At 48.5% G+C, this 25,447-nt stretch carries 23 protein-coding genes; all 23 read left to right on the top strand.

Annotation, left to right across the window (positions count from 1 at the left end; all coding sequences use genetic code 11):
- Positions 1–4: 4 nt before the first annotated feature.
- The 23 genes from FB479_RS20100 (at position 5) to FB479_RS19975 (ending at position 25,402) form a co-directional block, all read left to right on the top strand.
- A complete protein-coding gene (locus FB479_RS20100; RefSeq protein WP_142066478.1) occupies positions 5–1,543 on the top strand; it encodes a M1 family metallopeptidase in 1,539 nt (512 codons plus the stop codon).
- 179 nt (positions 1,544–1,722) lie between these two features.
- The gene (gene purE / locus FB479_RS20095; protein ID WP_012684280.1) at positions 1,723–2,211 is read left to right on the top strand and encodes a 5-(carboxyamino)imidazole ribonucleotide mutase; all 489 of its coding nucleotides are present in this window, start codon (positions 1,723–1,725) and stop codon (positions 2,209–2,211) included.
- The gene (gene purK / locus FB479_RS20090; RefSeq protein ID WP_106652418.1) at positions 2,208–3,371 is read left to right on the top strand and encodes a 5-(carboxyamino)imidazole ribonucleotide synthase; all 1,164 of its coding nucleotides are present in this window, start codon (positions 2,208–2,210) and stop codon (positions 3,369–3,371) included. Before purE ends, purK begins: the two co-directional genes overlap by 4 nt.
- Entirely contained in the window at positions 3,368–4,663 is a 1,296-nt protein-coding gene (gene purB / locus FB479_RS20085; RefSeq protein ID WP_106652419.1) for an adenylosuccinate lyase, read from the top strand. The genes purK and purB overlap by 4 nt, the downstream gene beginning before the upstream one ends.
- Before the next feature lie 357 nt (positions 4,664–5,020).
- Positions 5,021–5,593: a GNAT family N-acetyltransferase gene (locus tag FB479_RS20075; RefSeq protein WP_142066477.1), complete on the top strand. Its 573-nt coding sequence runs from the start codon at positions 5,021–5,023 to the stop codon at positions 5,591–5,593.
- Between the two features lie 295 nt (positions 5,594–5,888).
- Positions 5,889–6,404 (top strand): sigma-70 family RNA polymerase sigma factor, encoded by a 516-nt coding sequence (locus FB479_RS20070; protein WP_069847459.1) that lies wholly within the window; start codon positions 5,889–5,891, stop codon positions 6,402–6,404.
- A gap of 663 nt (positions 6,405–7,067) precedes the next feature.
- Positions 7,068–7,766, top strand: a complete 699-nt coding sequence (locus tag FB479_RS20060) for a response regulator transcription factor (protein ID WP_106652422.1) — start codon at positions 7,068–7,070, stop codon at positions 7,764–7,766.
- Positions 7,763–8,779, top strand: a complete 1,017-nt coding sequence (locus tag FB479_RS20055) for a sensor histidine kinase (RefSeq protein WP_142066475.1) — start codon at positions 7,763–7,765, stop codon at positions 8,777–8,779. The genes FB479_RS20060 and FB479_RS20055 overlap by 4 nt, the downstream gene beginning before the upstream one ends.
- Before the next feature lie 249 nt (positions 8,780–9,028).
- Positions 9,029–9,799, top strand: coding sequence for an ABC transporter ATP-binding protein (locus tag FB479_RS20050; protein WP_106652424.1), 771 nt, complete (start codon positions 9,029–9,031; stop codon positions 9,797–9,799).
- Positions 9,774–11,660 (top strand): ABC transporter permease, encoded by a 1,887-nt coding sequence (locus FB479_RS20045; protein WP_106652425.1) that lies wholly within the window; start codon positions 9,774–9,776, stop codon positions 11,658–11,660. Before FB479_RS20050 ends, FB479_RS20045 begins: the two co-directional genes overlap by 26 nt.
- A gap of 70 nt (positions 11,661–11,730) precedes the next feature.
- Positions 11,731–12,201, top strand: a complete 471-nt coding sequence (locus tag FB479_RS20040; protein ID WP_106652426.1) for a nucleoside deaminase — start codon at positions 11,731–11,733, stop codon at positions 12,199–12,201.
- A gap of 243 nt (positions 12,202–12,444) precedes the next feature.
- Positions 12,445–12,921: an Lrp/AsnC family transcriptional regulator gene (locus FB479_RS20035; protein ID WP_106652427.1), complete on the top strand. Its 477-nt coding sequence runs from the start codon at positions 12,445–12,447 to the stop codon at positions 12,919–12,921.
- Positions 12,922–13,036: 115 nt separating this feature from the next.
- Positions 13,037–14,599, top strand: coding sequence for an ABC transporter substrate-binding protein (locus FB479_RS20030; RefSeq protein ID WP_142066474.1), 1,563 nt, complete (start codon positions 13,037–13,039; stop codon positions 14,597–14,599).
- Positions 14,600–14,640: 41 nt separating this feature from the next.
- Complete coding sequence (locus tag FB479_RS20025; RefSeq protein WP_017249656.1) at positions 14,641–15,597, top strand: ABC transporter permease; 957 nt, start codon at positions 14,641–14,643, stop codon at positions 15,595–15,597.
- On the top strand, positions 15,597–16,427 hold the full coding sequence (locus FB479_RS20020) for an ABC transporter permease (RefSeq protein WP_142066499.1): 831 nt from the start codon (positions 15,597–15,599) through the stop codon (positions 16,425–16,427). The genes FB479_RS20025 and FB479_RS20020 overlap by 1 nt, the downstream gene beginning before the upstream one ends.
- Positions 16,428–16,462: 35 nt before the next feature.
- Entirely contained in the window at positions 16,463–17,437 is a 975-nt protein-coding gene (locus FB479_RS20015) for an ABC transporter ATP-binding protein (protein WP_026043173.1), read from the top strand.
- Positions 17,434–18,420 (top strand): ABC transporter ATP-binding protein, encoded by a 987-nt coding sequence (locus FB479_RS20010; RefSeq protein ID WP_142066473.1) that lies wholly within the window; start codon positions 17,434–17,436, stop codon positions 18,418–18,420. The genes FB479_RS20015 and FB479_RS20010 overlap by 4 nt, the downstream gene beginning before the upstream one ends.
- Before the next feature lie 24 nt (positions 18,421–18,444).
- A complete protein-coding gene (locus tag FB479_RS20005) occupies positions 18,445–19,026 on the top strand; it encodes a chromate transporter (protein WP_106652431.1) in 582 nt (193 codons plus the stop codon).
- Complete coding sequence (locus tag FB479_RS20000; protein WP_007729877.1) at positions 19,023–19,553, top strand: chromate transporter; 531 nt, start codon at positions 19,023–19,025, stop codon at positions 19,551–19,553. The genes FB479_RS20005 and FB479_RS20000 overlap by 4 nt, the downstream gene beginning before the upstream one ends.
- 313 nt (positions 19,554–19,866) lie before the next feature.
- A complete protein-coding gene (ggt, locus tag FB479_RS19990) occupies positions 19,867–21,477 on the top strand; it encodes a gamma-glutamyltransferase (RefSeq protein WP_106652434.1) in 1,611 nt (536 codons plus the stop codon).
- 360 nt (positions 21,478–21,837) lie between these two features.
- Positions 21,838–22,203 (top strand): response regulator, encoded by a 366-nt coding sequence (locus tag FB479_RS19985; protein ID WP_106652435.1) that lies wholly within the window; start codon positions 21,838–21,840, stop codon positions 22,201–22,203.
- Between the two features lie 27 nt (positions 22,204–22,230).
- Positions 22,231–24,435 (top strand): NAD-dependent epimerase/dehydratase family protein, encoded by a 2,205-nt coding sequence (locus tag FB479_RS19980; RefSeq protein ID WP_142066472.1) that lies wholly within the window; start codon positions 22,231–22,233, stop codon positions 24,433–24,435.
- Positions 24,428–25,402, top strand: a complete 975-nt coding sequence (locus tag FB479_RS19975) for a hypothetical protein (protein WP_142066471.1) — start codon at positions 24,428–24,430, stop codon at positions 25,400–25,402. Before FB479_RS19980 ends, FB479_RS19975 begins: the two co-directional genes overlap by 8 nt.
- The last annotated feature ends 45 nt before the right edge of the window (positions 25,403–25,447 follow it).

Here is a 25,447-nt window from a genome sequence, read left to right as displayed (position 1 = left end):
CACGATGTGGCGGAAGCATTGGGTGGTCATCGTGGCAGTAGGAGTCGTTTTGACTGTATTCTTGACCGTCCGTCCTTGGACAGGGCAGGCAGGCTCAGATGCTCAGGAGATTGTGCCGATTGATCACAGGCACACTGCAGTCACTTACAAGGCCGACGTACAAATCGATATGAATAAGCACGTGGTGAAAGGCATGCTGACGGCTCGTTTTGTCCCACAAGATGACCAAGCTTATTTTCATTTATATCCTAATGCTTTTTCTGCAAACGCTGCTCTCAGTAGTGAAAACTGGGAGGTTGTGCTGGGCAAACAGCGTGAGCCTGGTGGTATCAAGATAAACGAAGTACGGGTTAACGGAAAAAGTGTCGGTGTACAGTATGCAGGAAAGACCAATACACTTTTACAAGTGCCCCTTCCTGCCAGAACATCGTCTGCTGAGATGGTGGTGGATATGAAATTTCAGCTCGAGGTCCCTTTTAACAACGGGCGAATGTCTTACCATGATCATGCGATGTGGCTGGGCAACTGGCTGCCGATCTTGGCGGTCAAGGACGCAGGGGGCTGGCGGCTCGATCCTTATTCCGCGATTGGCGATCCATTTTACTCAGATGTGGCGAATTATCACTTGCGTGTGCAGTTACCAGAGGGGTACCAGCTTGCTACGAGTGGATTGGAGAGCGTGGCTGTCATCACCGAGACGAGACCACAACGGCTAAAAATCTATGAGGTGGACGCATGGAACGTTCGGGATTTTGCCCTTGTCGTCATGGACGATACGTACCAGCCCATATCTGGCAAGGTCGGGGAAACCATCGTACGTACGTGGGTGCAGAAAAGTGATGACCCGCAAAACGTAGAACGTATACATGAGACTGCCAGGGAGTCTCTCGACTATTACGGAAAACAGTTCGGCGTGTATCCGTATAAGGAATACGATGTTGTCAAAACAGGCGGCTTTTTTGGCGGAATGGAATACCCGAGCCTCGTCTTTATTGCCCAGGAGTATTTTGACCGCAGCGATGCCATGGGGGAAGCGGTCGTAGCGCATGAAACGGCACATCAGTGGTTTTACGGGTTGGTCGGAAACGACGAGGTGCGAGAGGCTTGGGTGGATGAGGGACTGACGGATTATGCAACGATGGTATTTTTGCAGCAAAAGTCCCCTGCACGTTCACAAGCGTATATTCAAATGCGGCTAGGTCAAGCACGTGCAGCGGAAGGATATGCGAGCCAAGGAGTCACTGCGAAATCGTCTGTGGCGGCTTTTCCAGATTGGAGGAGCTACAATGACCTCGTCTATGGGCGAGCGGGTGCCATGTGGTGGAACTTGAAAGAGGAATGGGGAGTTGAACGACTGCATCAGGTGTTGCGTCAATATGTACGAGATCATCAATACAAGCAGGCAAATGGGGAGCAAATCACAGAGCTGTTGACTGCAGCTGCCGGGGCTGATGCCACTCCCTTTCTGGATTATTGGCTTCAGGTCGAGTTAGAGAAAGCAGAAGCGGCAAACAATTGGGTAGAAAAAGGCAAACACGAATAATTTTTGAACTATCATTTTTAAATGTTCGGAAACGAGGTTGACAGGCAAACTTTCTCCCTGCTACACTGAATATGTTGAATGAAAACGAGTTCGAATAGCCCAGGCGATGAGAGCGGCGAAAAGCCGTTAGTCGGTTGGGTTTTCTTCTGATGTTACAAAACGTAGGGGGCGAATGGTTCATGCTACAGCCTTTGGTAGGAGTCATTATGGGCAGTACGTCAGACTGGGAAACAATGAAGGAAGCTTGCGCAATCTTGGACGAATTGCAGGTACCGTACGAAAAGAAGGTCGTGTCTGCACACAGAACGCCAGACTTGATGTTTACGTATGCCGAGACCGCTAAAAGCCGCGGCTTGGAAGTCATTATTGCGGGTGCGGGCGGGGCGGCGCATTTGCCAGGAATGGTAGCTGCTAAGACAGAGCTGCCTGTCATTGGTGTACCGGTGAAATCATCCAACTTGAATGGTCTCGACTCGCTTTTGTCGATTGTGCAAATGCCAGGGGGCGTACCTGTGGCGACAGTTGCGATCGGAAAAGCTGGAGCTATCAATGCAGGGTTATTGGCTGCGCAAATTTTAGGGATCAAATATCCAGACGTACAAGAGCGGTTCGTGCAAAGACGTGATGATGTACGCAATAAGGTGCTGGAGGCTAGTGAACTCGAATGACAACCAAAGACCGTAAGCAAATCAAACCAGGATCGACCTTAGGAATACTCGGCGGAGGACAGCTTGGACGGATGATTGCTCTTGCGGGACGAGCTATGGGCTACCGCTTTGTCACAATGGACCCGACGGCAGACGCACCATGCGGCCAAACGGCAGATCGGCAAATTGTTGCCAGCTACGATGATGTAGAAGCAGCGATGCAGCTTGCCTCGGTCAGTGATGTTATCTCTTATGAATTTGAAAATGTCGATGCACAGGTGGCTGAAGTGTTGGAGAGCCGCGCTTATGTACCGCAGGGGAGCCGTCTTTTGCGTATCACCCAAAATCGGATTCGGGAAAAGACTGCTATTCGCGAGATCGGCATTCCTGTTGCTCCGTTTTGTGTCGTGAATAGCTTGGAGGATTTGCAGAACGCCGTGCGTGAACTGGGACTGCCTGCTGTTATGAAGACCGCAACCGGTGGCTATGACGGCAAAGGGCAATGGGTATTGAGAAGCGAGGCTGAGCTGGCGGAGGCGTATGAAACGTTGTCCAAAGCAGGTACAGAGCTGATCGTGGAACAATTTGTACCATTCCAAATGGAGCTGTCTGTGATTGCTGCACGCAATCCTGCGGGAGAATTGGCTGTTTTTCCTGTGTCAGAAAATATTCATCAGGAAAACATCCTGCATTTGAGCATCGTACCCGCTCGTATTTCGGCTGAAGTAGCAGCCCGCGCGGAAGAAATTGCCCGCACGATTGTAGAAAAGCTGGATGTGGTCGGACTCATTGCAGTTGAGTTGTTTTTGACCGAAGATGGTCAGCTGTATGTCAATGAATTGGCGCCTCGACCGCATAACTCCGGGCATTTTACCATGGATGCATGTGTGACCTCGCAGTTTGAGCAGCATGTTCGGGCAGTTTGCAATCTGCCTTTGGGATCTACAGAGTTGCTCTCGAGCGTCGTGATGGTTAATATTTTGGGAGAGCATCTACAGCCTGTCATCGATCAGATCGACAAGCTGCCGCGCACAGCCAAGCTCCATTTGTACGGAAAAGCAGAGAGCAAGGCCAAGCGAAAAATGGGGCATATCAATGTGCTCGCCCCTACTGTAGAAGAAGCGCTCACCCTGATTGATGAGCTGAAAATCTGGACGAATACATCGGAGGTATTATCATGATCGAACGTTACTCCCGACCGGAAATGCGTGCCATTTGGACGGAAGAAAACAAATTCAAAGCGTGGCTGGAAGTAGAAATTCTGGCGTGTGAAGCATGGTCCAAGCTGGGCGTCATTCCTGAGGAAGACGTGAAAAAGCTGTGGGATAAAGCTACTTTTGACATTAACAGAATCTATGAGATCGAAGAAGAGACACGCCATGATGTGGTGGCGTTTACCCGTGCGGTATCGGAAACCTTGGGTGAAGAAAAGAAGTGGGTGCATTACGGACTGACTTCTACCGATGTGGTGGATACTGCTCTGTCTTACCTGCTGCGTCAGGCGAACGAGATTTTGGAGAAGGATATTCAAGATTTCATCGAGATTTTGGCAGACAAAGCTCGTGAGCACAAGGATACGGTTTGCATGGGCAGAACGCATGGCGTACATGCGGAGCCTACGACTTTTGGCTTGAAGCTGGCCCTGTGGCATGAAGAAATGAAGCGTAACCTGGCGCGTTTTCAGGCTGCGAAAAAAGAAGTGGCATACGGCAAAATCTCTGGCGCAGTTGGAACATACGCAAACATCGATCCGTTCGTGGAAGCGTACGTGTGCGAGAAGCTGGGGCTGTCCGCAGCGCCTATCTCTACCCAAACCCTGCAGCGTGATCGCCACGCCGAGTACATGGCGACATTGGCACTGATCGCAACTTCTTTGGAAAAATTCGCGACAGAAATTCGCGGTCTGCAAAAGAGCGAAATGCGCGAGGTGGAAGAAGCATTTGCCAAAGGACAAAAAGGTTCTTCTGCAATGCCACACAAGCGCAACCCGATCGGCAGCGAAAATATTTGCGGACTGGCTCGTGTCATCCGCGGTCACATGCTCACTTCCTATGAAAATGTTTCCCTCTGGCATGAGCGGGATATTTCCCACTCCTCTGCGGAGCGCGTGATTTTGCCAGATGCGACGCAAGCATTGAACTACATGCTGCGCCGTTTCATGAACATCGTGAAAAACTTGACGGTGTTCCCTGAGAACATGAAGCGCAATATGGACCGTACCTTTGGATTGATCTACTCGCAGCAAGTCATGCTCAAGCTGATCGAAAAAGGCATGAGCCGCGAGCAAGCCTATGACACGGTACAGCCTCGTGCGATGCAGGCGTGGGAAGAGCAACGCTCCTTCCGTGCGATCGTCGAGGAGGATGCAACGGTCAGCTCTACACTGTCCAAGGAAGAGCTGGATGAGTGCTTTGACTACCGTTACCACCTGAAGCATGTGGATACGATTTTCCAACGTCTTGGTTTAGTGTAATGGCAAGTGCCCTCGAATTTTTCGGGGGCATTTTTTATTAAAGTAGCTTTAGTGTGGGGAGAAGCGCATTTCCAGTCTACGCTTCGGCCTACGCCCTGCTGGGGGATTGACTGTCCGCTTCGGAATAAATGGCGGGAGCGCTTCAAACGTAGAAGTTTCAATGAAGGATTTCATAAGTGAAGCTGAAATTCCCCGCCATTTATTCCTACGCTGGGGTGGGCTCCAGAGGCGCTTGGACTGGAAATGCGCTTCTCCTGCGCAGCTTTTTAAGAACCCTGAAAGTGAGTTCAAGATTGTCAATGAGCGGTCAAGCGGCTACTATTATTGGAAACTCATTCCTATAGAAGGAGGACTAATATGAATCCACTACTTCTCTCTTTTCCGGAACATTTTGAAACTCAGCGATTATTGATTAGAGCACCGCAATGGGGTGATGGTCAATTTGTAAATGAAGCCATACGTGAGAGTGTAAATGAGATGCGCCCCTGGCTTCCGTTTGTAAAAAACCTCCCATCTATTGACGATTCAGAAGCCTACGTGCGTAAGGCCAGGCTCAATTTTCTAGAGCGCACAGATTTAGTGCTACATATATTTGAAAAGAATACAGGGCAATTTGTGGGCAGTAGTGGGCTCCATCGCTTTGATTGGTATGTACGCAAATTTGAAATTGGATATTGGCTACGCACATCGCGTACTGGTGAGGGTCTAATGACAGAGGCAGTAAAAGGTATCGTTGCCTTTGCTATTTCTGAGTTGGAAGCTAACCGTCTTGAGATTCGCTGTGATACACGGAATAACGCAAGTATAGCTGTAGCTAAGAAGGCAGGTTTTACGTTGGAGGGTACTTTACGCAATGTTAACCTAAATGACTCAGGAGAAATAACTGATACCCATATCTTTTCAATAGCAAAAGGATATGAATATCATTGATAACTGAGCTAACGGATGCGAAAGTAAATGGTCAGTCTACTTGAGGCAGGACTTCTCCCCCCATCACAACGGTATTGAAGACAACTTAAAATACTCCTTAAGAAATTCTTAAAAATTTCTTTCGAAAGTTGTAACCGAAATGAAACCTCTTCCGTATCTACTTGTGCGAGCTTACAACGAGCCCATAAGTACCTTACAAAAGTGTAAGCTTCCTGAAATATAACTCGATGGTTCCTGCTTCGTTTCGACCGTACAATGAAATCAATCAGACGGTTCACGAAACGGGAGATCGATTATGACTACAGCAATCATGTATCCAAAATTAAGTCACCAACAAATTTATGAAGATTACTCCGCTAAAATATATCGCTATTTCCGCTACCGGGTAAAAAATGTTTGGGATGTGGAAGACCTGACAACGACTGTGTTTATTAAGGTATACTCCAAGCTTGAGCAGTACGATGGCCGCCATCCCTTTGGTGCCTGGATTTTCCGAATTGCGCATAACGCTTTGATTGACTACATGCGCAAGAAGCGGGAGAGTCCGGTAGATCAGGACACATTTAGCAATATGGTCGCAACAGATAAGCTGCCGGAGGAGTGCCTTCTGAATCAGGAGACAACCGAAGGCTTGTGGGATAAGGTGCACACGCTGACAAAGGATCAGCGCAATGTAATCGCCCTGCGCTATCTCGGAGATTTGCGAATGAATGAGATCGCGGAAATCTTAGGTAAGACAGAGGCTTCGGTGAAAATCCTGCACTTCCGTGGGATCAAGAAACTACAGCAATTGATGGAGGCTCAAGCATAAAGGGGGGGACAAAAGTCCTTCCTTTTTTACTATGTGGCTGTAGTGGAGAGAAGAATATTTCCAGTCTAGGCTCCAGGCTCCGTCCTGCTGAGGGCTGAGACTGTCCGCTCCGAAGGGATTCGCGGGGAAACGCAAAAGTGGTAGCCGCTTCGTAGCCCGAGCACGTTGCGTTTCTGTTGCCCGCGAATCCCTTCTCCGCTGGGTAGGACTCCACAAGTCGCTACGTCTGGAAATATTCTTCTCTGTCGCGACAGATGCGATTCTTCAATCTTTTAAGGATTTAATACTTTTAAAATCCGTTTAACTCTAGAAGCTCGTAGAGGAAACAGGAGAAATAAGCGAAGATCTTAGGGACACCGACCGAGACGTAATGCAAAAAGCGAAACACGTTCTTAAGCGTCCACCTCTGAAACACATCCTGAAAGGACAACTTTGGACGCGGTTTCGCTTTTTGCATGGAGTCGTGCAGAGGGTCCCCCAGGGGGTGGCCCTAGAAGCTGAGCGTTTTCTCCTGTTTCCTCCCCTCCACAACAGCAACGTACAAGCCGTTTTTTCAATAGACATCTAAGTAAGAGAAACGTCAAAGGCTTGGCGTAGTCTAGTTTTCTAATGGTATAGTAAAGAATAAAATGGAGGAGACTCAAGACGAGAGGAGTATGAGTGATGTCCACAATTATGATTGTAGAAGACGACCCAAAAATCAACCAGCTGCTGCAAGAACAGCTGGAAAAATACGGATTTCAAACAGTCAATGTTGTACATTTCGATAGAGTCATGGAGGTATTTACCCAGTCGCGCCCTGATCTGGTTCTGTTGGATGTGAATCTACCGAAATTTGACGGATTTTATTGGTGCCGGCAAATGCGCCAGGAGTCCAACTGCCCGATCCTGTTCATCTCTGCACGAGAAAGTAAAATGGACCAGGTGATGGCCTTGGAAAATGGGGCCGATGACTATATCACGAAGCCGTTCGACTACGATGTGGTTTTGGCCAAAATCCGCAGTCAGCTACGACGGGCTTACGGACAATATGCTCCGCAAGAAGGGGAGCGTACGGTTGAAGTGGCGGGGCTCAAGCTGTTTTTAGAGCGAATGGAGCTGTCCATGAACGATACCAAAATCGAGCTGAGCAAAAAGGAAGCGTTACTTCTCGAAGCCTTGATGAATCAACACCCGCGTGTCGTCAGCCGTGAGCGTTTGTTAGAAAAGCTGTGGGATGAGCAGTTTGTTGATGAAAACACACTGAATGTCTACATCACACGCGTACGCGGCAAGCTGAAGGACTTAGGCGTAGAGGGAGCTGTCGAAACCGTTCGCGGTTCTGGTTATCGCTTGCGCGCGACTTGGGAGGAAGGGCAATGAAGCTGTTCCTTCGAGATCAATGGCCCTTCGCAGCGTTTTTCCTCGTCCAATTGATCTTATTAATTATGATTTTTGCGATGGATGGGTACTGGAATGAGTCATTGATGATCTATGTCATGTTTTTATCTGTATTTTTCGCGGGGGCTTTTCTCGCCATCCGCTATTTGTCTCACCGTACAATCTATCAGCGACTGAGCAAGCCAGTAGAGTCATTGGAGGAGCTGACCCAGACATACGGGAATGCACCGTTGTGCCGCGCAATGGATGACATCAGTCAGGAGCAGTACCGACTCTACAAAGAACAGCTTCATGCCTATGAAAACAAGCAACGGGATCATACGACGTTTATTCAGCAGTGGGTTCATCAGATGAAGACGCCGATTTCGGTTATTCATCTGTTGCTGCAAAATGAAGACGATCTAACAGCTGAGAGCGTCCGTGAAGAAGTGGACCGGATCAAGCGTGGACTGGAAACAGTATTGTACATAGCTCGCCTCGACCGATTTGAACAGGACTTCCTGATCGAGCCCGTAACTCTGCGTTCCTTGGTGCAGAATGTGTTGGCTGAAAACAAGCGGCTGTTTATTCGCAACCAAGTGTATCCCGAGGTAAAAGTGGATGAGAATTGGCGAGTGGAATCGGATGAAAAGTGGCTCGCTTTTGTCCTCAACCAATTGCTGACGAATGCTGTTCGTTATTCAGCAGGGAAAAGCAACAAGGTCACCATTCGTGCGTATGAACGTGGAGCGCATGCCATACTGGAAGTGCAGGATTATGGAATCGGGATCCCTGCCGAAGATATTCGCCGCGTATTCAAGCCGTATTTTACGGGAGAAAACGGGCGCAAATACCCTGAGTCCACCGGGATGGGGCTGTACTTGGTGCAGGAAATTTGCGGGCGGCTCCATCATGGGGTGGAAATGGAATCAGAAGTGGGCGAGGGGACAACCGTACGTATCGTCTTGTCTGCCGTCGTACCAACCTTACAAGAAAGTAAGATAGCTGAAAGTTAATTCGATAGTTGCACTATGCGCACTTTCGTATAGTTGAAGAGGTAGTTCAAAAAGTCGTCTTTTGATCACGAAGTAATTAAGAAAGCTGATTCGACATCGAAAGAGGCGTTCACCTTTAAAGTCCGGTGCTCATGTAGGTTCCTACACTCGGCTCCTCCTTTTGCAGGTTCTCGCCTCTTTCTCGGTGCTGAAAAGACGATTTTTTGAACATGCACTTGAATTTGGAAGTGCAAGAAAGGGGAATGGCGCATGGAAATGCTTGCTGTAAATAGCTTGAGTAAAATATACGGGGGCAAGGTAACTTACCGCGCGTTGACTGATATCGATTTTTCGATTCGCAAAGGCGAATTCGTCGGTATTATGGGTCCCTCAGGCAGTGGCAAGACTACGCTATTAAACATGATCTCCACTATTGATACACCAACTTCTGGTGCGGTTCTTTTGAACGGTACGAATCCGCATCATTTAAAAAAAGATAAACTCGCCCTGTTTCGTCGTCGTGAGCTCGGCTTTGTATTTCAAGATTTTAACCTCTTGGACACGTTGACGATTGGGGAAAATATCGTGTTGCCGCTTACTTTGGACAATGAGAAAGTATCGGTCATGGAAGAAAAGCTGCAAAATGTTGCTGAGAAGCTAGGGATTCAGGACATTTTGGAGAGGCGAACCTTCGAAGTATCTGGGGGGCAACGCCAACGGACAGCCATTGCCAGAGCGATCATCCATTCTCCTTCGCTTTTGCTCGCTGACGAGCCGACAGGAAATCTCGATTCCAAGTCTTCGCGCAATGTGATGGAGACACTGGAAGCGATCAATAAGAGAGACAATACCACCATGATGATGGTGACGCATGATGCTTTGGCGGCCAGCTATTGTCATCGGGTAATTTTTATTAAAGACGGACAGCTCCATAACGAGATGTATCGTGGTGAGAGTCGACAGGTATTCTTCCAGAAAATTATTGACTCGTTGTCGTTTTTGGGAGGGAACACCTATGACCTTTCGACAATTCGCGTGTAATAACGTTGTACGAAATAAGCGTATGTACGCTGCATTTTTCATGAGTAGCGTTTTTTCTGTCCTCATTTTTTTCGTCTATGCGATGTTCATTTTTCATCCGGAAATTATCGGGCAGGAGATTCATGAATCCGTAGCTACTGGGATGATGGCGGCTGAGTACGTCATTTTTCTGTTCTCCTTCTTTTTTCTCTTTTATTGTGTCGGTGCTTTCCTGAAAAAGAGGGAGAAGGAGTTCGGCATCCTTTTTATCCAGGGCATGACACCGTTACAGCGGAACATGCTGATTTTTATGGAAAACATGCTGATTGGCATTGTCTCGATTGCCATCGGGATTGGGCTCGGGCTGGTTCTCGCCAAGCTGTTTTTCCAGTTCGCCGGATTTTTGCTGGATGTAAAAGCGCTCGGGTTTTACTTCCCGTGGAAAGCGATCGGTTTGACAGTGGTGGCGTTTCTCATCTTGTATGCAGCCATTTCGCTGTTTACCGTCCTCGTGCTGCGAAGCCGCAGTCTCTTGGATCTGTTGCAAGGAAGTGGTCGGCCTAAGCGTGAGCCGAGGGCATCGTTAGTGCTGTCTCTGGTCGCAGTAGCTTTGTTGGGAATGAGCTATGCCTTAGCCCTCACTGCTGACGGCGTGAATGTGCTCGTGCTGATGCTACCGGTCATTGCGCTGACGACTGTAGGCACATACCTTTTGTTTACACAGCTGAGTGTCATCTTTATCGACTTTCTGAAAAAGCGTAGAGCTTTCTATTGGAAACGTACAAATCTCCTGACGCTCTCTGATTTGGCTTATCGGATGAAGGATAACGCGCGGATGTTCTTTCTGGTAAGCATCGTCTCTACCGTTGCTTTTTGTGCGATTGGAACGCTGGCGGCGTTGGCTGGATCGATTCAGATCACGGTGATGAAAACACATCCGTTTGCGTTTGAATACCAGTCCAAACAAAGCGATGCGGAGAGAGCGAAGCATCTGTCGTTAATCGAAACGAGCTTGCAGCAAAGTGGCTTTTCCTTCGAAAAATATCAAGTGGCTATGCGAGTTTTGCCGGAACTGGTTCAGGAGGAAAGGGTCGGAGTAGTCAAGCTGTCCGACTACAACCGGCTGGCGGTAGCGTCCAATTCGACTGTACTCGAAATGACGAATAAAGAGGCCTTCGTACTGCTCAATTGGATTGGTGATTCGGTAGCGAGCAAAACGCTGCAAGTGGGGAAGGCACAGCTCGCAGTCAAAACAGATACGAATATGACTCCATTGATCAGAGGGATTGAATTTGAGCGATTGGTTGTCGTACCGAATCAGGTGTATGACCAGCTTCCGAAAATGAAGGAAGAAGAGCGCTTTGTGTACGAGGTGCCAAGATGGAAGGAAACGCAGGATCTTAGTCTCAAGCTTCAGGAAGATATTCGTCATGTTGAAGATAATTACTCGTTTTCAGCTCGTGCGCCCTATTACCACTCCATGAAACAAATGGCGAACATGGGACTCTTTATCGGATTGTTTGTGGGCGTGTTGTTCTTTGTAGCCGCAGCAAGCTTTCTCTATTTCCGTCTGTACACAGATCTGGAATACGACAAGCGGCATTACGGAGCGCTTTCCAAGATTGGTCTCACGGATGCGGAGTTGACGCGGATCGTTACGACTCAGGTTGCCCTGTTGTTCTTCGTGCCGATTGTGGTGGCCATTATTCACAGCATGGTAGCGTTCGTATCTCTGCAAAGCTTGTTGAAGCTGATTCTTGTTGCGTCTGTGGTCAAGCCGACCGCGATTGTCCTATGTAGCTTCGTCGTTGTTCAAGGTGTGTATTTCTGGATCATTCGAAACCGTTACTTGTTCCATTTAAAGCAATCGATGAACCGCTAGTGACTTTTCCATCATGTCCAGATGAGCTGGGACATAGGATAAAAGGAGAAGAATGCGAGGGGGAAAGCAGATGGAACGAGAGGCATGGATGGGGCAAGCCGTACAGATTGCGTTTGAAAATGTACGTGATAAAATGGGCGGACCGTTTGGAGCCATTGTCGTGAAGGACGGGCACGTAATCGGGCGAGGACGCAATGAAGTGACGACGAGCAATGACCCTACGGCACATGCCGAAATTCAAGCAATTCGGGAAGCATGTCGCAATCTCGAATCCTTTCAGTTAAACGATTGTGACCTGTATACGAGCTGCGAGCCGTGTCCGATGTGTCTGGGAGCCATCTATTGGGCCAGACCGCGCAATGTCTATTACGCTTGCACGAAAGAAGATGCGGCGCATGTCGGTTTTGATGATCAGTTTATTTATGAGCAGATTGTTCTCCCTCATGAAGAGCGAAGCATTCCTTTCCGGAGAATAGATCTGGCGAATAGACGGAGTCCATTTGAAGCATGGTCACAAACATCAGACCGTATCGAGTATTAATAGCGAGCCTCTCCATTAGCGGAGCAGGCTCTTTTTCTTCGTTTTATTTATAGTGGGAATAGGTAGAAAGGAAAAAATAAAATGAAAATGCTTTCAAAATGAAATTTTCAGATAAAGTATTGCACTATGTCGAAGATCGTATTATAGTAACAACAATCATTATGGAATTCGACCAATTTTTAAATATTTGAACTGTAATAAGGTCGCATTTTGTTTAAAAAAGACGAATAAGGACGTGTTTATATGGAGGAAACTTTCCGAAGATCACTTTATCCTGATTTAGATGACATCGACTATGGGATCATTCGAGCCTTGCAAGGAAATGCACGCTTGCCGTTTACTCAAATTGCGAAGGACCTCGGGGTCACGGAAAAGACGATCCGAATGCGCGTCCAGCAATTGCAGGACGAAGGGGCCCTGAGTCTGGTCGGTATTGTCAATCCAGTCAAGGCAGGGTTTCACGTACAGGCGATGATTCAAGTAGCTGTAGATGCGGAAAAGCTGGACGATGTGGTTGCTGCGTTAACGGACATCGTAGAGATCAGGCTCATCGTACTCACTTCGGGGGAGTATCAGCTTTTCACACAGGTGCTCGTAACAAGCAATGAAGAATTATCGCAATTTTTGCTCAAAAAGCTACACAAAATTCCTGGCATCTCCAAAACAAATGTGATTAACGAATTAAAAATACTGAAGTCCAAATATAACTTTATCCGTTAGGGCACGAGTGACCTTGGAAGGGGGAATGCCATCGGGCGAAAATCCGCTGGGATTATGAATGTCGTACGATGCTGAGAAGAACCTGGAGAAAAAACGAGAGAAAAGGGGTCATTCTATGTTTTCGACCAAAATGAGCAAAGCAATGCTCAGTGCTGTTCTGGGGACAGTTTTATTGGTAACAGGCTGTGGAGGAGGAAACAGTGCGAGTACAGACAACGGCAAAGCCGCAACAACAGCGCCAGCCTCCGGAAAAAAAGTACTGAATATTGGGTTAAAGGCAGACCCGCCTTCGATGGACCCAAACACCTCGACTTCGCTGTACGACCGTCAAGTGTACGCGAGCCTCTATGACAAGTTGTTTGATATCGACTCAGAAGGAAAAATAGTGCCAATGCTGGCGGAATCGCATGAAGTAACGCCAGACGGCAAGACCTATACATTGAAGCTGAAGCAGGGCGTGAAATTCCACGATGGCACCGAGTTTGACGCTGAGGCAGTGAAATTCAACTTCGAGCGCAACATGAACGATGAGAAGTCCCGCCGGAAAGGCGAATTGAAATTCGTAGATTCCGTTGCCGTTGTGGACAAGCATACCGTAAAAATCCAGATGAAAGAGCCTTTCGCTCCATTCCTATCCGTCTTGACTGATCGTTCGGGCATTATGGTATCGCCAAAAGCAGTGAAGGAACATGGCGATCAATACCTCAATCATCCGGTTGGTACAGGCCCATATGTTTTTGTTGAACAAGTAAAAGGCGACCATGTGACGCTTGCGAAAAATGAAAACTACTGGAATGGTCAAGTGAAGATCGATAAAGTGAACTACAAAGTATTCACGAACGGAACCGCAAAGGTGCAAAACCTGCGCTCCGGCATGCTGGATATCATCGATGATACCCCTGTAAAAGAAATCCCTGCAATCAAGGGCGATGCGAACTTGCAATTGGTTGCGGAATCCGGCATGGGCTACCAAGGTCTTTATTTGAACAACTCCCGCCCGCCGTTTGACAACAAGTACCTCCGTCAGGCTGTGGATCGTGCCATTGACCGTGAAGCATTGGTAAAAGTACTGTTTAACGGCTATGCGGCACCGGCTCGCACAGCATTTACAAAAGGCAGTCTGGCTTACAATGAAGCACTGAACACACCGAAGCCGCCGGATGCTGCGGAAATCAAGGATTTGCTCGCGAAGGGCGGTCAACCAAACGGATTTAACTTCAAGCTGTACATCTCTACTTCTCCAGAGAATGAACAACTGGGTGCGGTACTGCAAAACATGCTGAAACAACACAACATCAACGTGACATTGGAAAAATTGGAATATGGACAATTGATCGAAACAGGCGATAAAGGCGAATTTGAAGCGATGCAATTGGGCTGGTCCGGACGTCAGGACCCTGATCAAAACTTCCATGACTTCGTCGTAACAGATACATCGAACAACGATGGCCGCATTTCCATTCCGAAGCTGGATGAACTGGTTATCAAAGCACGTGGTGAGTTGGACGAAGCAAAACGCAAGGCGCTGTATGACGAAGCTGCCACATTGCTGCAAGAAGAAGCGGGCTATGCCTACATGTACCACCAATATGTACTGCTTGGCATGAACAAGAAAGTAACCGGCTTTACTTATGTCCCAGACGGTTTGATCCGTACAGCCAATTTGGACAAGCAATAGGTAGCGCAACACTATAACAGCAAGAGCAAGGAGGAATTGTCATGATGTTCATAGTCAGGCGTCTATTGCTGACAATCCCGATTCTCCTGCTGGTGTCGATTATGACATTCTCTTTGATTCATATGATCCCGGGCGATCCTGCCCGGGTCATTTTAGGGGAGGAAGCGACACCGGAAGCCTATGCGGCACTGCGAACCGAGCTGGGATTGGATCAGCCGATCGTGGTGCAGTATTTTTCCTGGCTAGGAAAAGTGGTAACGGGTGATTTGGGAATATCGATTACGGACCGGGTACCGGTCGCAGACTTAATTATGCAAAGACTCCCAGCTACCGTGGAGTTGACAATCGGAACGTTCTTGGTAGCGATTCTGATTGCGTTTCCTGCGGGAATTCTCGCAGCCGTGCGACGCGGGACCTGGATTGACTATACAAGTACCTTTACTGCGCTAGGCGGTATGAGTATCCCCAGCTTCTGGCTGGCGATGATGATGATTATTTTCTTTGCCGTGGAAAACCAGTGGCTGCCTTCATCCGGTTATGTACCGTTTTCCGAGAATCCTACACAAAACCTGATGGCCATGATTCTGCCCTGTTTGGCAACTGGCTTGCGGGAGTCTGCCGTATTGATGCGAATGCTGCGTTCTTCTTTACTCGATGTCGTGAGCATGGACTTTATTCGGACAGCGAAAGCGAAGGGATTGAATGAGGCTCGCACGATTCTGGGGCACGCGCTGAGAAATGCGATGGTTCCAGTGGTAACGACCTCGGGATTGATGATCGCAGGCTTGTTGGGTGGTCTGGTGATTACCGAGTCGATTTTTTCGATTCCTGGCTTTGGCCGTCTGATTGTGGAATCTGTATTCAAACGTGACTACGTAACGGTTCAAGGAGCCATTCTTGTTTCTGCGGTTCTCGTTGTCTTGGTAAATCTGATTGTCGACATTTTGTACGCTGTCATTGATCCGCGCATCAAGGCTGGGAAAGGAGCAGGTGAGTGATGAAAACCGTGGGCAAATTTCTCCGGAATGGTTTGGGCGTCATCGGAGCGGTGATTATCCTCGGATTGATCTTGGTGGCGATTTTCGCGCCGCTGATCGCACCCTTCGACCCCAATGCACAAGACTATAACAAAATTTTGATGTCGCCAGATGGTGAGCATTTGTTTGGGACCGATGATCTCGGTCGGGATATTTTCTCCCGTGTTGTTTACGGGGCTCGCATCTCCATTCAGGCAGCGCTGATCTCTGTCGGTATTGCGATGCTGATCGGGGTGCCGATTGGACTCTTGTCCGGTTACTACCGCGGCTTTTGGGATGAGTGGATCGTCATGCGGAGCGTCGATGCGATGCAGGCCTTTCCGTTTTTGATTCTGGCTCTGGCGATTTCGGCGGTGCTCGGCTCAGGCTTCGGGAATGCCATGCTGGCGATTGGGATTGGTTTTGCCCCTGCTTTTATACGGATTACACGCGGTCAAGTTCTTTCGCTTCGAAATATGGAGTATATTCAAGCAGCACGTTCGGTTGGGGTAAAGGATGCCCGCATTATTTTCCGCCACATTTTGCCGAACGCCATGAACCCGATTGTGATTCAAGCGACGTTGGCGATGGCATCCGGGATTATTGCAGAAGCATCCTTGTCCTATCTGGGATTGGGTGTACAGCCGCCGACTCCATCATGGGGCAGCATGCTAAACCAAGCACAAACACTTATGTCCGTCGCGCCCTATGCGACATTTTATCCGGGGATTGCCATCTTCTTAGTCGTGCTGGGCTTCAACTTGTTGGGAGATGGCCTACAGCAAGTTCTTGACCCACGCGCACGCAAATAATGAATGCCCTACACGGGAGAAAAGGAGTGGAGCAGATGACGACCATCTTGGAAGTGGAACAGCTGAGAACCCGTTTTCGCACGGACAGCGGTGTCGTCAGTGTCGTGGACGGCGTCGACTTCTTTATCCGTGCTGGTGAAACGCTTGGCGTCGTGGGCGAATCGGGCTGTGGGAAGAGTGTAACCAGCCTGTCGATCATGCGCTTGCTGCCGCCCAACGGAAGCACGGAAGGATCGATTCGCTTTAATGGGAAGAACGTGCTTGCGCTGTCGGAAAAAGAAATGCAAGGTGTACGCGGTAATGAAATCGCGATGATTTTTCAAGAGCCAATGACATCCCTCAATCCGCTTCATACCGTAGGCAAACAGATTGAGGAAGCAGTTATGCTACATCGCAAGGTAACGAAGGCAGAGGCAAAAGAACGGGCGATTGCGATGCTAAAAGCAGTCGGAATGCCTCGTGCAGAAGAGATTTACGGAGAGTTTCCGCATCAGCTGTCAGGAGGGATGCGCCAGCGTGTCATGATCGCGATGGCCATGTCCTGCGATCCGAAGCTGATAATTGCAGACGAGCCGACAACGGCACTGGATGTGACAATTCAGGCGCAAATTCTCGATTTGATGCGCGATTTAAAAGAAAAGACCGGAACTTCCATCATGCTGATTACGCATGATTTGGGGGTAGTAGCCGAGATGTGTGACCGCGTTATCGTCATGTATGCCGGGCAAGTCGTAGAGGAGACTGATGTCGATACGCTGTTTGACAGTCCGAAGCATCCGTATACGATCGGTCTGATGAACTCGATTCCTGAGCTGGACGAAGAGCGCGAATATCTGGAGACCATTCCGGGAGCAGTTCCCTTGCCGTATCAAATGCCAGTGGGCTGCCGTTTTGCCCCGCGTTGCTCGCAAGCAATTGCGATTTGTCACGAAAAGCCCCCTGAACTCCTGCAACTGGACAATCAAAAATGTCGCTGCTGGCTGTACGCGAAGGAGGGAGAACAGGCATGACGACACCTCTCTTAGAAGTAAAAGGGCTGCAACAGCATTTTCCCATCAAGGGTGGCTTTTTGAAGCGGACGACGGGACATGTCAAAGCAGTCGATGGTATTGATCTGACAGTCTATCCCGGTGAAACGCTTGGCATTGTAGGGGAATCGGGCTGCGGCAAGTCTACGACGGGCCGAACGATTCTGCGCCTCTTGGAGCCGACAGCAGGAGAAGTCTGGTTTGATGGCAAAGATTTAGCGAAGCTTCCCAAAGAAGATATGCGCGTCATGCGCCGAAACCTGCAAATGATTTTTCAGGACCCATACGCTTCGCTGAATCCGCGGATGACGATCAAGCAGATTTTGATGGAGTCGCTGATGGTGCACAACATCGGGACAAAGGCAGAGCGGGAAAAAGTCATCGAAGAGATTATTCAGGTCGTTGGCTTGCGAAAAGAACATCTGAACCGCCATCCACACGATTTTTCCGGCGGACAGAGGCAGCGGATCGGAATCGCCCGCGCACTGGTCGTAAAACCAAAGCTAATCATTGCCGATGAGCCTGTATCTGCTTTGGACGTATCGATTCAATCACAGGTACTCAATTTGTTGAAGGATTTGAAAAAAGAATTCAATCTGACCCTGATGTTCATTTCGCATGATTTATCGGTTGTGAAGCACTTGTGCGACCGGATCGCGGTGATGTATTTGGGGCGGATCGTAGAAATTGCTGACAAGCGGACGTTGTTTGAGAACCCGAGTCATCCGTATACACGGGCGCTGCTCTCGGCTGTTCCAGTAGCGAAACCACGGCAAAAGCGCGAACGGATCTTGTTGACAGGCGATTTGCCGAGTCCAGCAAATCCACCGAGCGGCTGCACCTTTCATCCGCGTTGTCCATATGCGACAGAGACTTGCAAGACGCAGGTGCCCAGTCTGTCAGACATCGGGGACGGTCAACTGGTGTCCTGTCATTTGGTGAAATCGGGCGAACTTTTCCGCTAGTTAGGCAAGGACGGAGGTACAGCTATGATTTACTGGCAATTATTTCTCGCCTTTTTCCGCATCGGAATCTTCGGGTTTGGGGGAGGACCTACGATGGTTCCCCTCTTTTACACCGAATGCGTGAAAAAGTACAAATGGGTGACAGATGAGGACTTTTCCGACAATCTGGCGCTCGGCAACGCTCTTCCAGGGCCCATTGCGACCAAGCTGGCAGCATTTATCGGCTATCGGGTAAAAGGCTGGAAGGGTGCCTTGGTGGCAAACATCGCAGTAGTGATGCCAATCGTGCTTGTGATGATCGGTTTGCTGCAAGTCATTTATCAATGGAAGGATGCGCCGGGTGTATACGGCATGATCCAGGCAATCGGTCCGGTAATCGCAGTCATGACAGGCGTCCTTACATGGGAATTCCTTTCAAAGGGCTGGAAGGGAGCGTCCAGCAAGGCTGGTGTGAGCCTTTCCCTCGCACTCTCACTCGTAGCGTTGCTCTTCCTAGATTGGCATCCGGGCATCGTCGTAGGGATTGCGCTGGCTGTTTCATTTACCTACTCTACCTGGTCTGTCCGCAAGCGCAAGGACAAGGACGGCAAGGAGGGAGTAGCATGATCTACCTGCAATTATTTTGGGCCTTTTTCATCTCCAACATTTTGGGGTACGGGGGAGGACCGCCGAGCATTCCTTTGATACAAAATGAAGTGGTTGACCATTACCAGTGGATGACTGTACAGGAATTCGGAGAAGTGCTGGCAGTAGGAAATGCGCTGCCCAGCCCAATCGCGACCAAGCTCGCTGGGTACATTGGCTATCAGGTAGCGGGTGTACCGGGTGCAGTAGTCGCATTATTTGCAACGGTTGCTCCGACAGCGATCGCGATGGTCTTACTGATGGGTTTTATCAATTTATTCCGCAGTGCTCCACAGGTAAAAGCGATGACTCAATCGGTACGACCAGTCGTAACTGTCTTGCTCGGAACGATGACATATCAATTCCTGATGGGCGCAGTCGAGGGAATCGGCTGGATGCAAACAGGAATTTTGACAGTGGCATCCTACCTTTTGCTCGAAACATGGAAGGTCCATCCCGCTTTTGTCATTTTGGGAGCAATGGCTTACGGGTTTGTTTTCATCGGCTAGGAAAGTTTACGTAAGCTGGTAAGAAGAAAAATCACAGGGCTCGTAGACCTTGACAACGCCTACCCAGTCGGAACTTCAAAAAGGGGACCACGCTTGTCGAACACTTCTTCCTTGAGAAACTTCCGCCCGTAGGGTGGCTTTGGCTCGACGGTCCCCTTTTTAAAGTGGAGACGGCCAGTCAATCCCCCATGCCGGCGTGTCAGAGTCGAAGAGAACTGTGCTTTTTCTTCTCCTCCACTATGTTGACTCAAACCAAAAGGACCTTCATTGGTCTTTCTTATTGGCGAACATTGTAACTAAGGAGGCATAAATCATGGTTAATTATGACGCAATGGAATACCCATACGCATCGAAGCGTGTGACGACTTTTGCCAAGAACGGCATGGTGGCGACCTCGCAGCCACTGGCGGCACAAGCTGGTCTCGATATATTGAAAAAGGGCGGAAATGCGGTAGATGCGGCGATTGCAACGGCTGCGTGCCTGACTGTAGTAGAACCGACCTCGAACGGCATTGGGGGAGACGCATTTGCCCTCGTATGGATCAAAGACGAGCTGCATGGATTGAATGCAAGCGGGCCTGCTCCACAAGGAATCTCCATTGAGGCATTAAAAGCAAAAGGTCTGGAAGAAATGCCTACCTACGGCTGGACGCCTGTCACGGTACCAGGCGCTCCTGCTGCCTGGGCAGCCTTGTCCAAGCGTTTCGGACGTCTTCCGTTGACAGAGGTTTTGCAGCCAGCGATTGATTATGCGGAAAATGGCTATCCGGTATCGCCAACATTGGCGCATTATTGGAATGCTGCGTACAAAAAGTTTTCCCAGCAATGCAAAGGGGAAGAGTTCGCGCATTGGTTCTCCACCTTTACGCCAGATGGCAAGGTGCCAAAAGCGGGCGACATCTGGAAGTCGCCGGGTCATGCTGAGACGCTGCGTCAAATCGCGGAAACAAATGCAGAGAGCTTCTATCGCGGAGAGCTGGCAGACAAGATCGACGCGTTCTCCCGTGAGTGCGACGGCTATTTGCGCAAAGAAGACCTGGCTGCCTATGAGCCGGAATGGGTGAAGCCGGTCAGTGTCAACTACCGCGGCTATGATGTGTGGGAGATCCCGCCTAATGGGCAAGGAATGATCGGTTTGATGGCGTTGAACATTTTGAAGGGCTTTGATTTTGACGCAAAAGACACGACGGAAACGTATCACAAGCAAATCGAAGCGATGAAGCTGGCCTTTGTCGATGGATTGAAATACATCACAGAAGAGAGCAAAATGAAAGTTTCCAAGGAAGCATTGCTGTCAGAGGAATACGCTGCTACTCGCCGTGCACTGATTGGTCATGACGCCTTAACGCCAGAGCCAGGTCAGCCGAAAACGAGCGGCACGGTCTATTTGGCGACCGCTGACGGTGAGGGCAACATGGTTTCCTTTATCCAAAGCAATTACATGGGCTTTGGTTCCGGGGTCGTTGTGCCGGGGACAGGGATCGCTATGCAAAACCGCGGTCATAACTTCTCTCTGGACCCTGCTCATGACAATTGCTTGGAGCCAGGCAAAAGAACGTTTCACACCATTATCCCGGGCTTCCTGACGAAGGATGGAAAAGCAGTGGGACCATTCGGCGTAATGGGCGGCTTCATGCAGCCACAAGGACATGTGCAGGTGGTCATGAACACCATCGACTTCCACCTCAATCCGCAAGCTTCGCTCGATGCGCCGCGCTGGCAGTGGATGGAAGGAAAAACGGTGGAGCTGGAGCGTCATTTCCCGGAGCATTTGGCACAAGCTTTGGAGCGCAGGGGACATACGATCAAGTGGGCGCAGCTCGGCAATTACTTCGGGCGTGGTCAAATCATTTGGCGTGATGAAAATGGTGTGCTGAGCGGTGGTACGGATATGCGCGCAGACAGCAGCATTGCTGCTTGGTAATGAAAGAGGAGAATGGAAGAGGATCAAAGGAGCCGAAGCAATGCTTCGGCTTTTTGCGTTGGAACGAGAAGAGCCCCGAGCGGAGAAACAGCAAAGAAGAACAGCGAGCAACTACCGAACAGGTAACGGTCCTCTGTTCTTTTTTTGTTTAACAAGGAATGGAGATTCTTAAGTTTTGGGTCTATTGTTCAGAAATTGTTGAGATTGACTTAGTAGAATAAAAAAAGGGGGTCTTTGTACTTATGGAAAGTAGATGACTGGTGAAAAAGAATTCTTGATTTATATGGATATTAGGGATATTTTACTATATAACAATAGGTCGTAAGTCGCCTATCACGGACAGGAGATATCGTTTTCGAAATGAAAAGCATTATGATCGTTGATGATACAGCGTTTACTAGACTCGTGCTTCGCAATATTTTTGAGTCGTTAGGCATTCATGTAGTTGCCGAGGCTGGTTCAGGAGAAGAGGCTGTCAGAAATTACAGTTTGTATAAACCATCCCTCGTCATGATGGATATCACCATGCCAGGAATGAACGGATTGACTGCCTCCCGTAAAATCATGGATTTGGACAAGGATGCCAAGATCATTATTTGTTCAGCAGTTTCACGCCGCGATACCGTCATGAAAGCGATTCAAGCAGGAGCGCGTGACTTTATTGCCAAGCCACTACAGTTCGAGCGAATTGAATGGGCAGTCCGACATGTGTTGGGTACAGAGTAAGGCGAAACGGAAAACTGGGGTGTTAGTATGAAGGTTTTGGTCACGGGTGGCTATGGGTTTATCGGTTCTTTTGTAGCAGAGAGATTTTTCAAAGAGGGCTACAAAGTATTTATCCTCGACAATCTCAGTTCAGGCAAGCAGAGAAACATTTCAATTCCGCACAAGGCATACACCCTGGATGTAGCGGATAAAAAATGTGATGAAGTATTTAAAAGCAACAAGTTCGATGTTGTCGTACATTTAGCAGCCCAAGTGAGTGTGGCTGCATCTATGGAAGACCCCCTGCTGGATTCGAATACGAATATTCTTGGACTCGTGAATATGTTGAAGTTATCTAGCAAATATGGCGTGTCCAAATTTATTTTTGCGTCATCCGCTGCCGTCTACGGCATGAATGAAAATACTCCGTTACTCGAAGATTCAGCGTGTGAACCGGTATCTGTTTATGGAATAAACAAGCACATCGGCGAACTGTATTGCCGCAAATGGATGGAAATGTACGGCTTGCGAACGGTTGCCTTTCGCTTGGCGAATGTGTATGGTCCCAGACAAAGTGCAGTAGGGGAAGGCGGCGTCATCTCTACTTTTTTAACCCAGATCAACCATGGAAAAGAAATTGTTTTACACGGGGATGGCAGCCAAACGAGAGATTTTATTTATGTAGAGGATGTAGCTGACGCCATTTTCCGTTCCGTTACCACGGATGATACCGGTGTGATGAATTTGTCTACCAATCAGGAAAGCAGTATTAATGAGCTCATTGACATTCTCGGGGCGAACCAGCAGCTCCCGGGAATAGTGCGAAGGGAAAAACGCCCAGGAGACGTAGATAAGTCGGCTTTGGACAATGCGCGGGCAAAGAGAAGACTAGATTGGATCCCGATGTATTCATTGGCGGAGGGGCTGGAAAAAACGGCGCAGTGGTATCAAGCGACCATCGCTGAGAAAGAACAAGAGCAGGAGAGCGAAGCGAAGAAAACGATCAATTGGCTCCGTTCATGGGATGCAAGGCCGTACATCGAGAACATTCTTGCTTTTCTTGTGGTGATTTTCGCCACAGTTGGAACGGTTAACAGCGGTATCTTTGATCTCAAGCTGATTTACATTGTGTTGATTGGCGCTATTTACGGAACAAAGCAATCCCTCTTGTCTGTCATCCTGGCCTGTGGACTTTTCATCGGAGAAAGCCTGCATAACGGGCGCGATGTCGTATCGCTCTTATATGACGCCAATGTTCTGTTTCATATCGCTGTCTATTTTATTATCGGGATCGCTGTCGGTTATTCCATCGACAAACGAAACAGGGACGTACTCTCGAAGGAGCTGCAAAGGCAAGCCCTTGAAGAAAAGTATGACTTTTTAAAGGACATTTACAATGATGTACTGTTGGTCAAGCAAGAATTGCAGCAGCAGATCGTGAATTCGGAAGACAGCTTCGGAAAAATCTACAACATCACCAAGGAGTTGGACAGTCTCGAGCCTGAACGCGTTTTGCAGAAATCGGTCAAGGTGCTCGAAAGAATCATGAAGTCCGATGAGATCGCGATTTATACGATGAATCAAAATGGCTCCTTCTTGCGATTGATGGCCAAATCGAATAAAGCGGGCTTTGATCTGCCACGCTCGTTGAAAATGAGTGAGCATGCTTACCTCACTGAATTAATGACAACGAAGAAGATCATCGTGAATAAAGAGCTTCGTCACGACATGCCCCTTATAGCAGCGCCTATTTTTGACAAGGGCAAAATGGTTGCGGTGGTTACATTGCAGCAGCTCGGGTTTGAAAATTTTACGATGTACACCCAAAACCTTTTCCAAGTCGCCGTTCAATTGATCTCATCCGCTTTGTCCCGTTCTCTTCGATACTTAAACTCCACACAAAAGGACCGTTACCTAGAAGATACCTCTATCCTGATTCCCGCTTATTTTTCAGCAATGTTGAAGAACAAAAGGGACGCCAAGCAACAGTTGAATAGTGACTTTACCTTGTTGGCAGTAGATTCTGCGCAAATGGATTATCACACGCTCTCCACTCTTGTCGCGGGCTCCCTCCGTGAAGCAGATTATATGGGGATGGACGAAGCGGGAGAGGTGTATATCATTCTTTCCAATTCAAACGAGAATGAAGCCAATATCGTCATTGATCGGCTAGGTAGACTTGGTATTTCAGCCAGAATTACGCATGAAAAGGACCAGGAGCGCTTCTCACTGAAGGATGGCGCCTATGCTTAAGCTGGTCATCCTCTATCTAGTGGTTTCTGTTGGCTACAGTTTGTTGCGAAGCCGTGGCAACAACAAGCAAGTGCTTATCATGCGCCTGCTTGTAACCGGCTTCCTTCCTATTTTTGGTCTTTTGTTATTGGTGATGACAGATGTATATAAACGAACATCGAAAAAGCATGTGAATGAACTGATGCTTGAGAGCGATTTGCTGAAACTGGCAGAGGGATCGAATATTTTCCGAAGAGCGGACATGGAGAAGGAGATGAACGTCGTTCCGGTTGAGGACATTCTGTTTTTGAACGACACTAGCACGCGCCGAAAGATGCTAATCGATGTCTTGAAAGAACAGACCATTTGGCAGATTGGCACTTTGGAGACAGCCTTGCAAAACGAGGATTCGGAAACGGTTCACTACGCGGCAGCCGCATTAACGGAAATGCGACGCAACCTTCAGCTTCAGTTGCAGGATTTATCGGTGAAATACGAGGAAAACAAGCAGGATCTTGAGGTTTTACGCGCCTACGCAGACGTATTGAAGAAGTACCTGGACAGTTCACTCATTGATCAACGCACCTTTGTGAAATTCAGCTACACGTATTCTTTTGTTCTGGAGTCATTATTGGACATTTATCAAGAAGAAGAAAGTTATTTTGTGGACAAGATCAATTGCGAGCTGGTGAACCAGTCCTATGAAAAAGCCGCACAGTACTGCCAATTGTTTCATGAGCATCATCCAGAAAGCGAACAGCCATATGTCATGTCGTTAAAGCGCTTCTTTACGCTCAGAGACCACGCAGGATTTGTGGCAGAAATGAATCGGTTAAAAAGTTCTTCAGTCAAAATCTCCCACGCTACGCTGATGATGATCCGCTACTGGAACTCCCTGGAAGATGATGAGCAAGACAGCACTTGGAAGGAAGTCGCTGTTGCACAGGAAACAGAGACGATTTCGAAAGAGATGAGCGATACAAAATGAGAATGAAAAGGAACAGGAGAAGGAAAAGAGACAAGGAAAAGGACA

It is taken from the genome of Brevibacillus sp. AG162, from assembly GCF_006715575.1.
Classification (GTDB): Bacteria; Bacillota; Bacilli; order Brevibacillales; family Brevibacillaceae; genus Brevibacillus; species Brevibacillus brevis.
The sequence above is the reverse complement of the archived record's forward strand: the minus strand, read 5'-3'. Positions and strand labels throughout refer to the sequence as shown.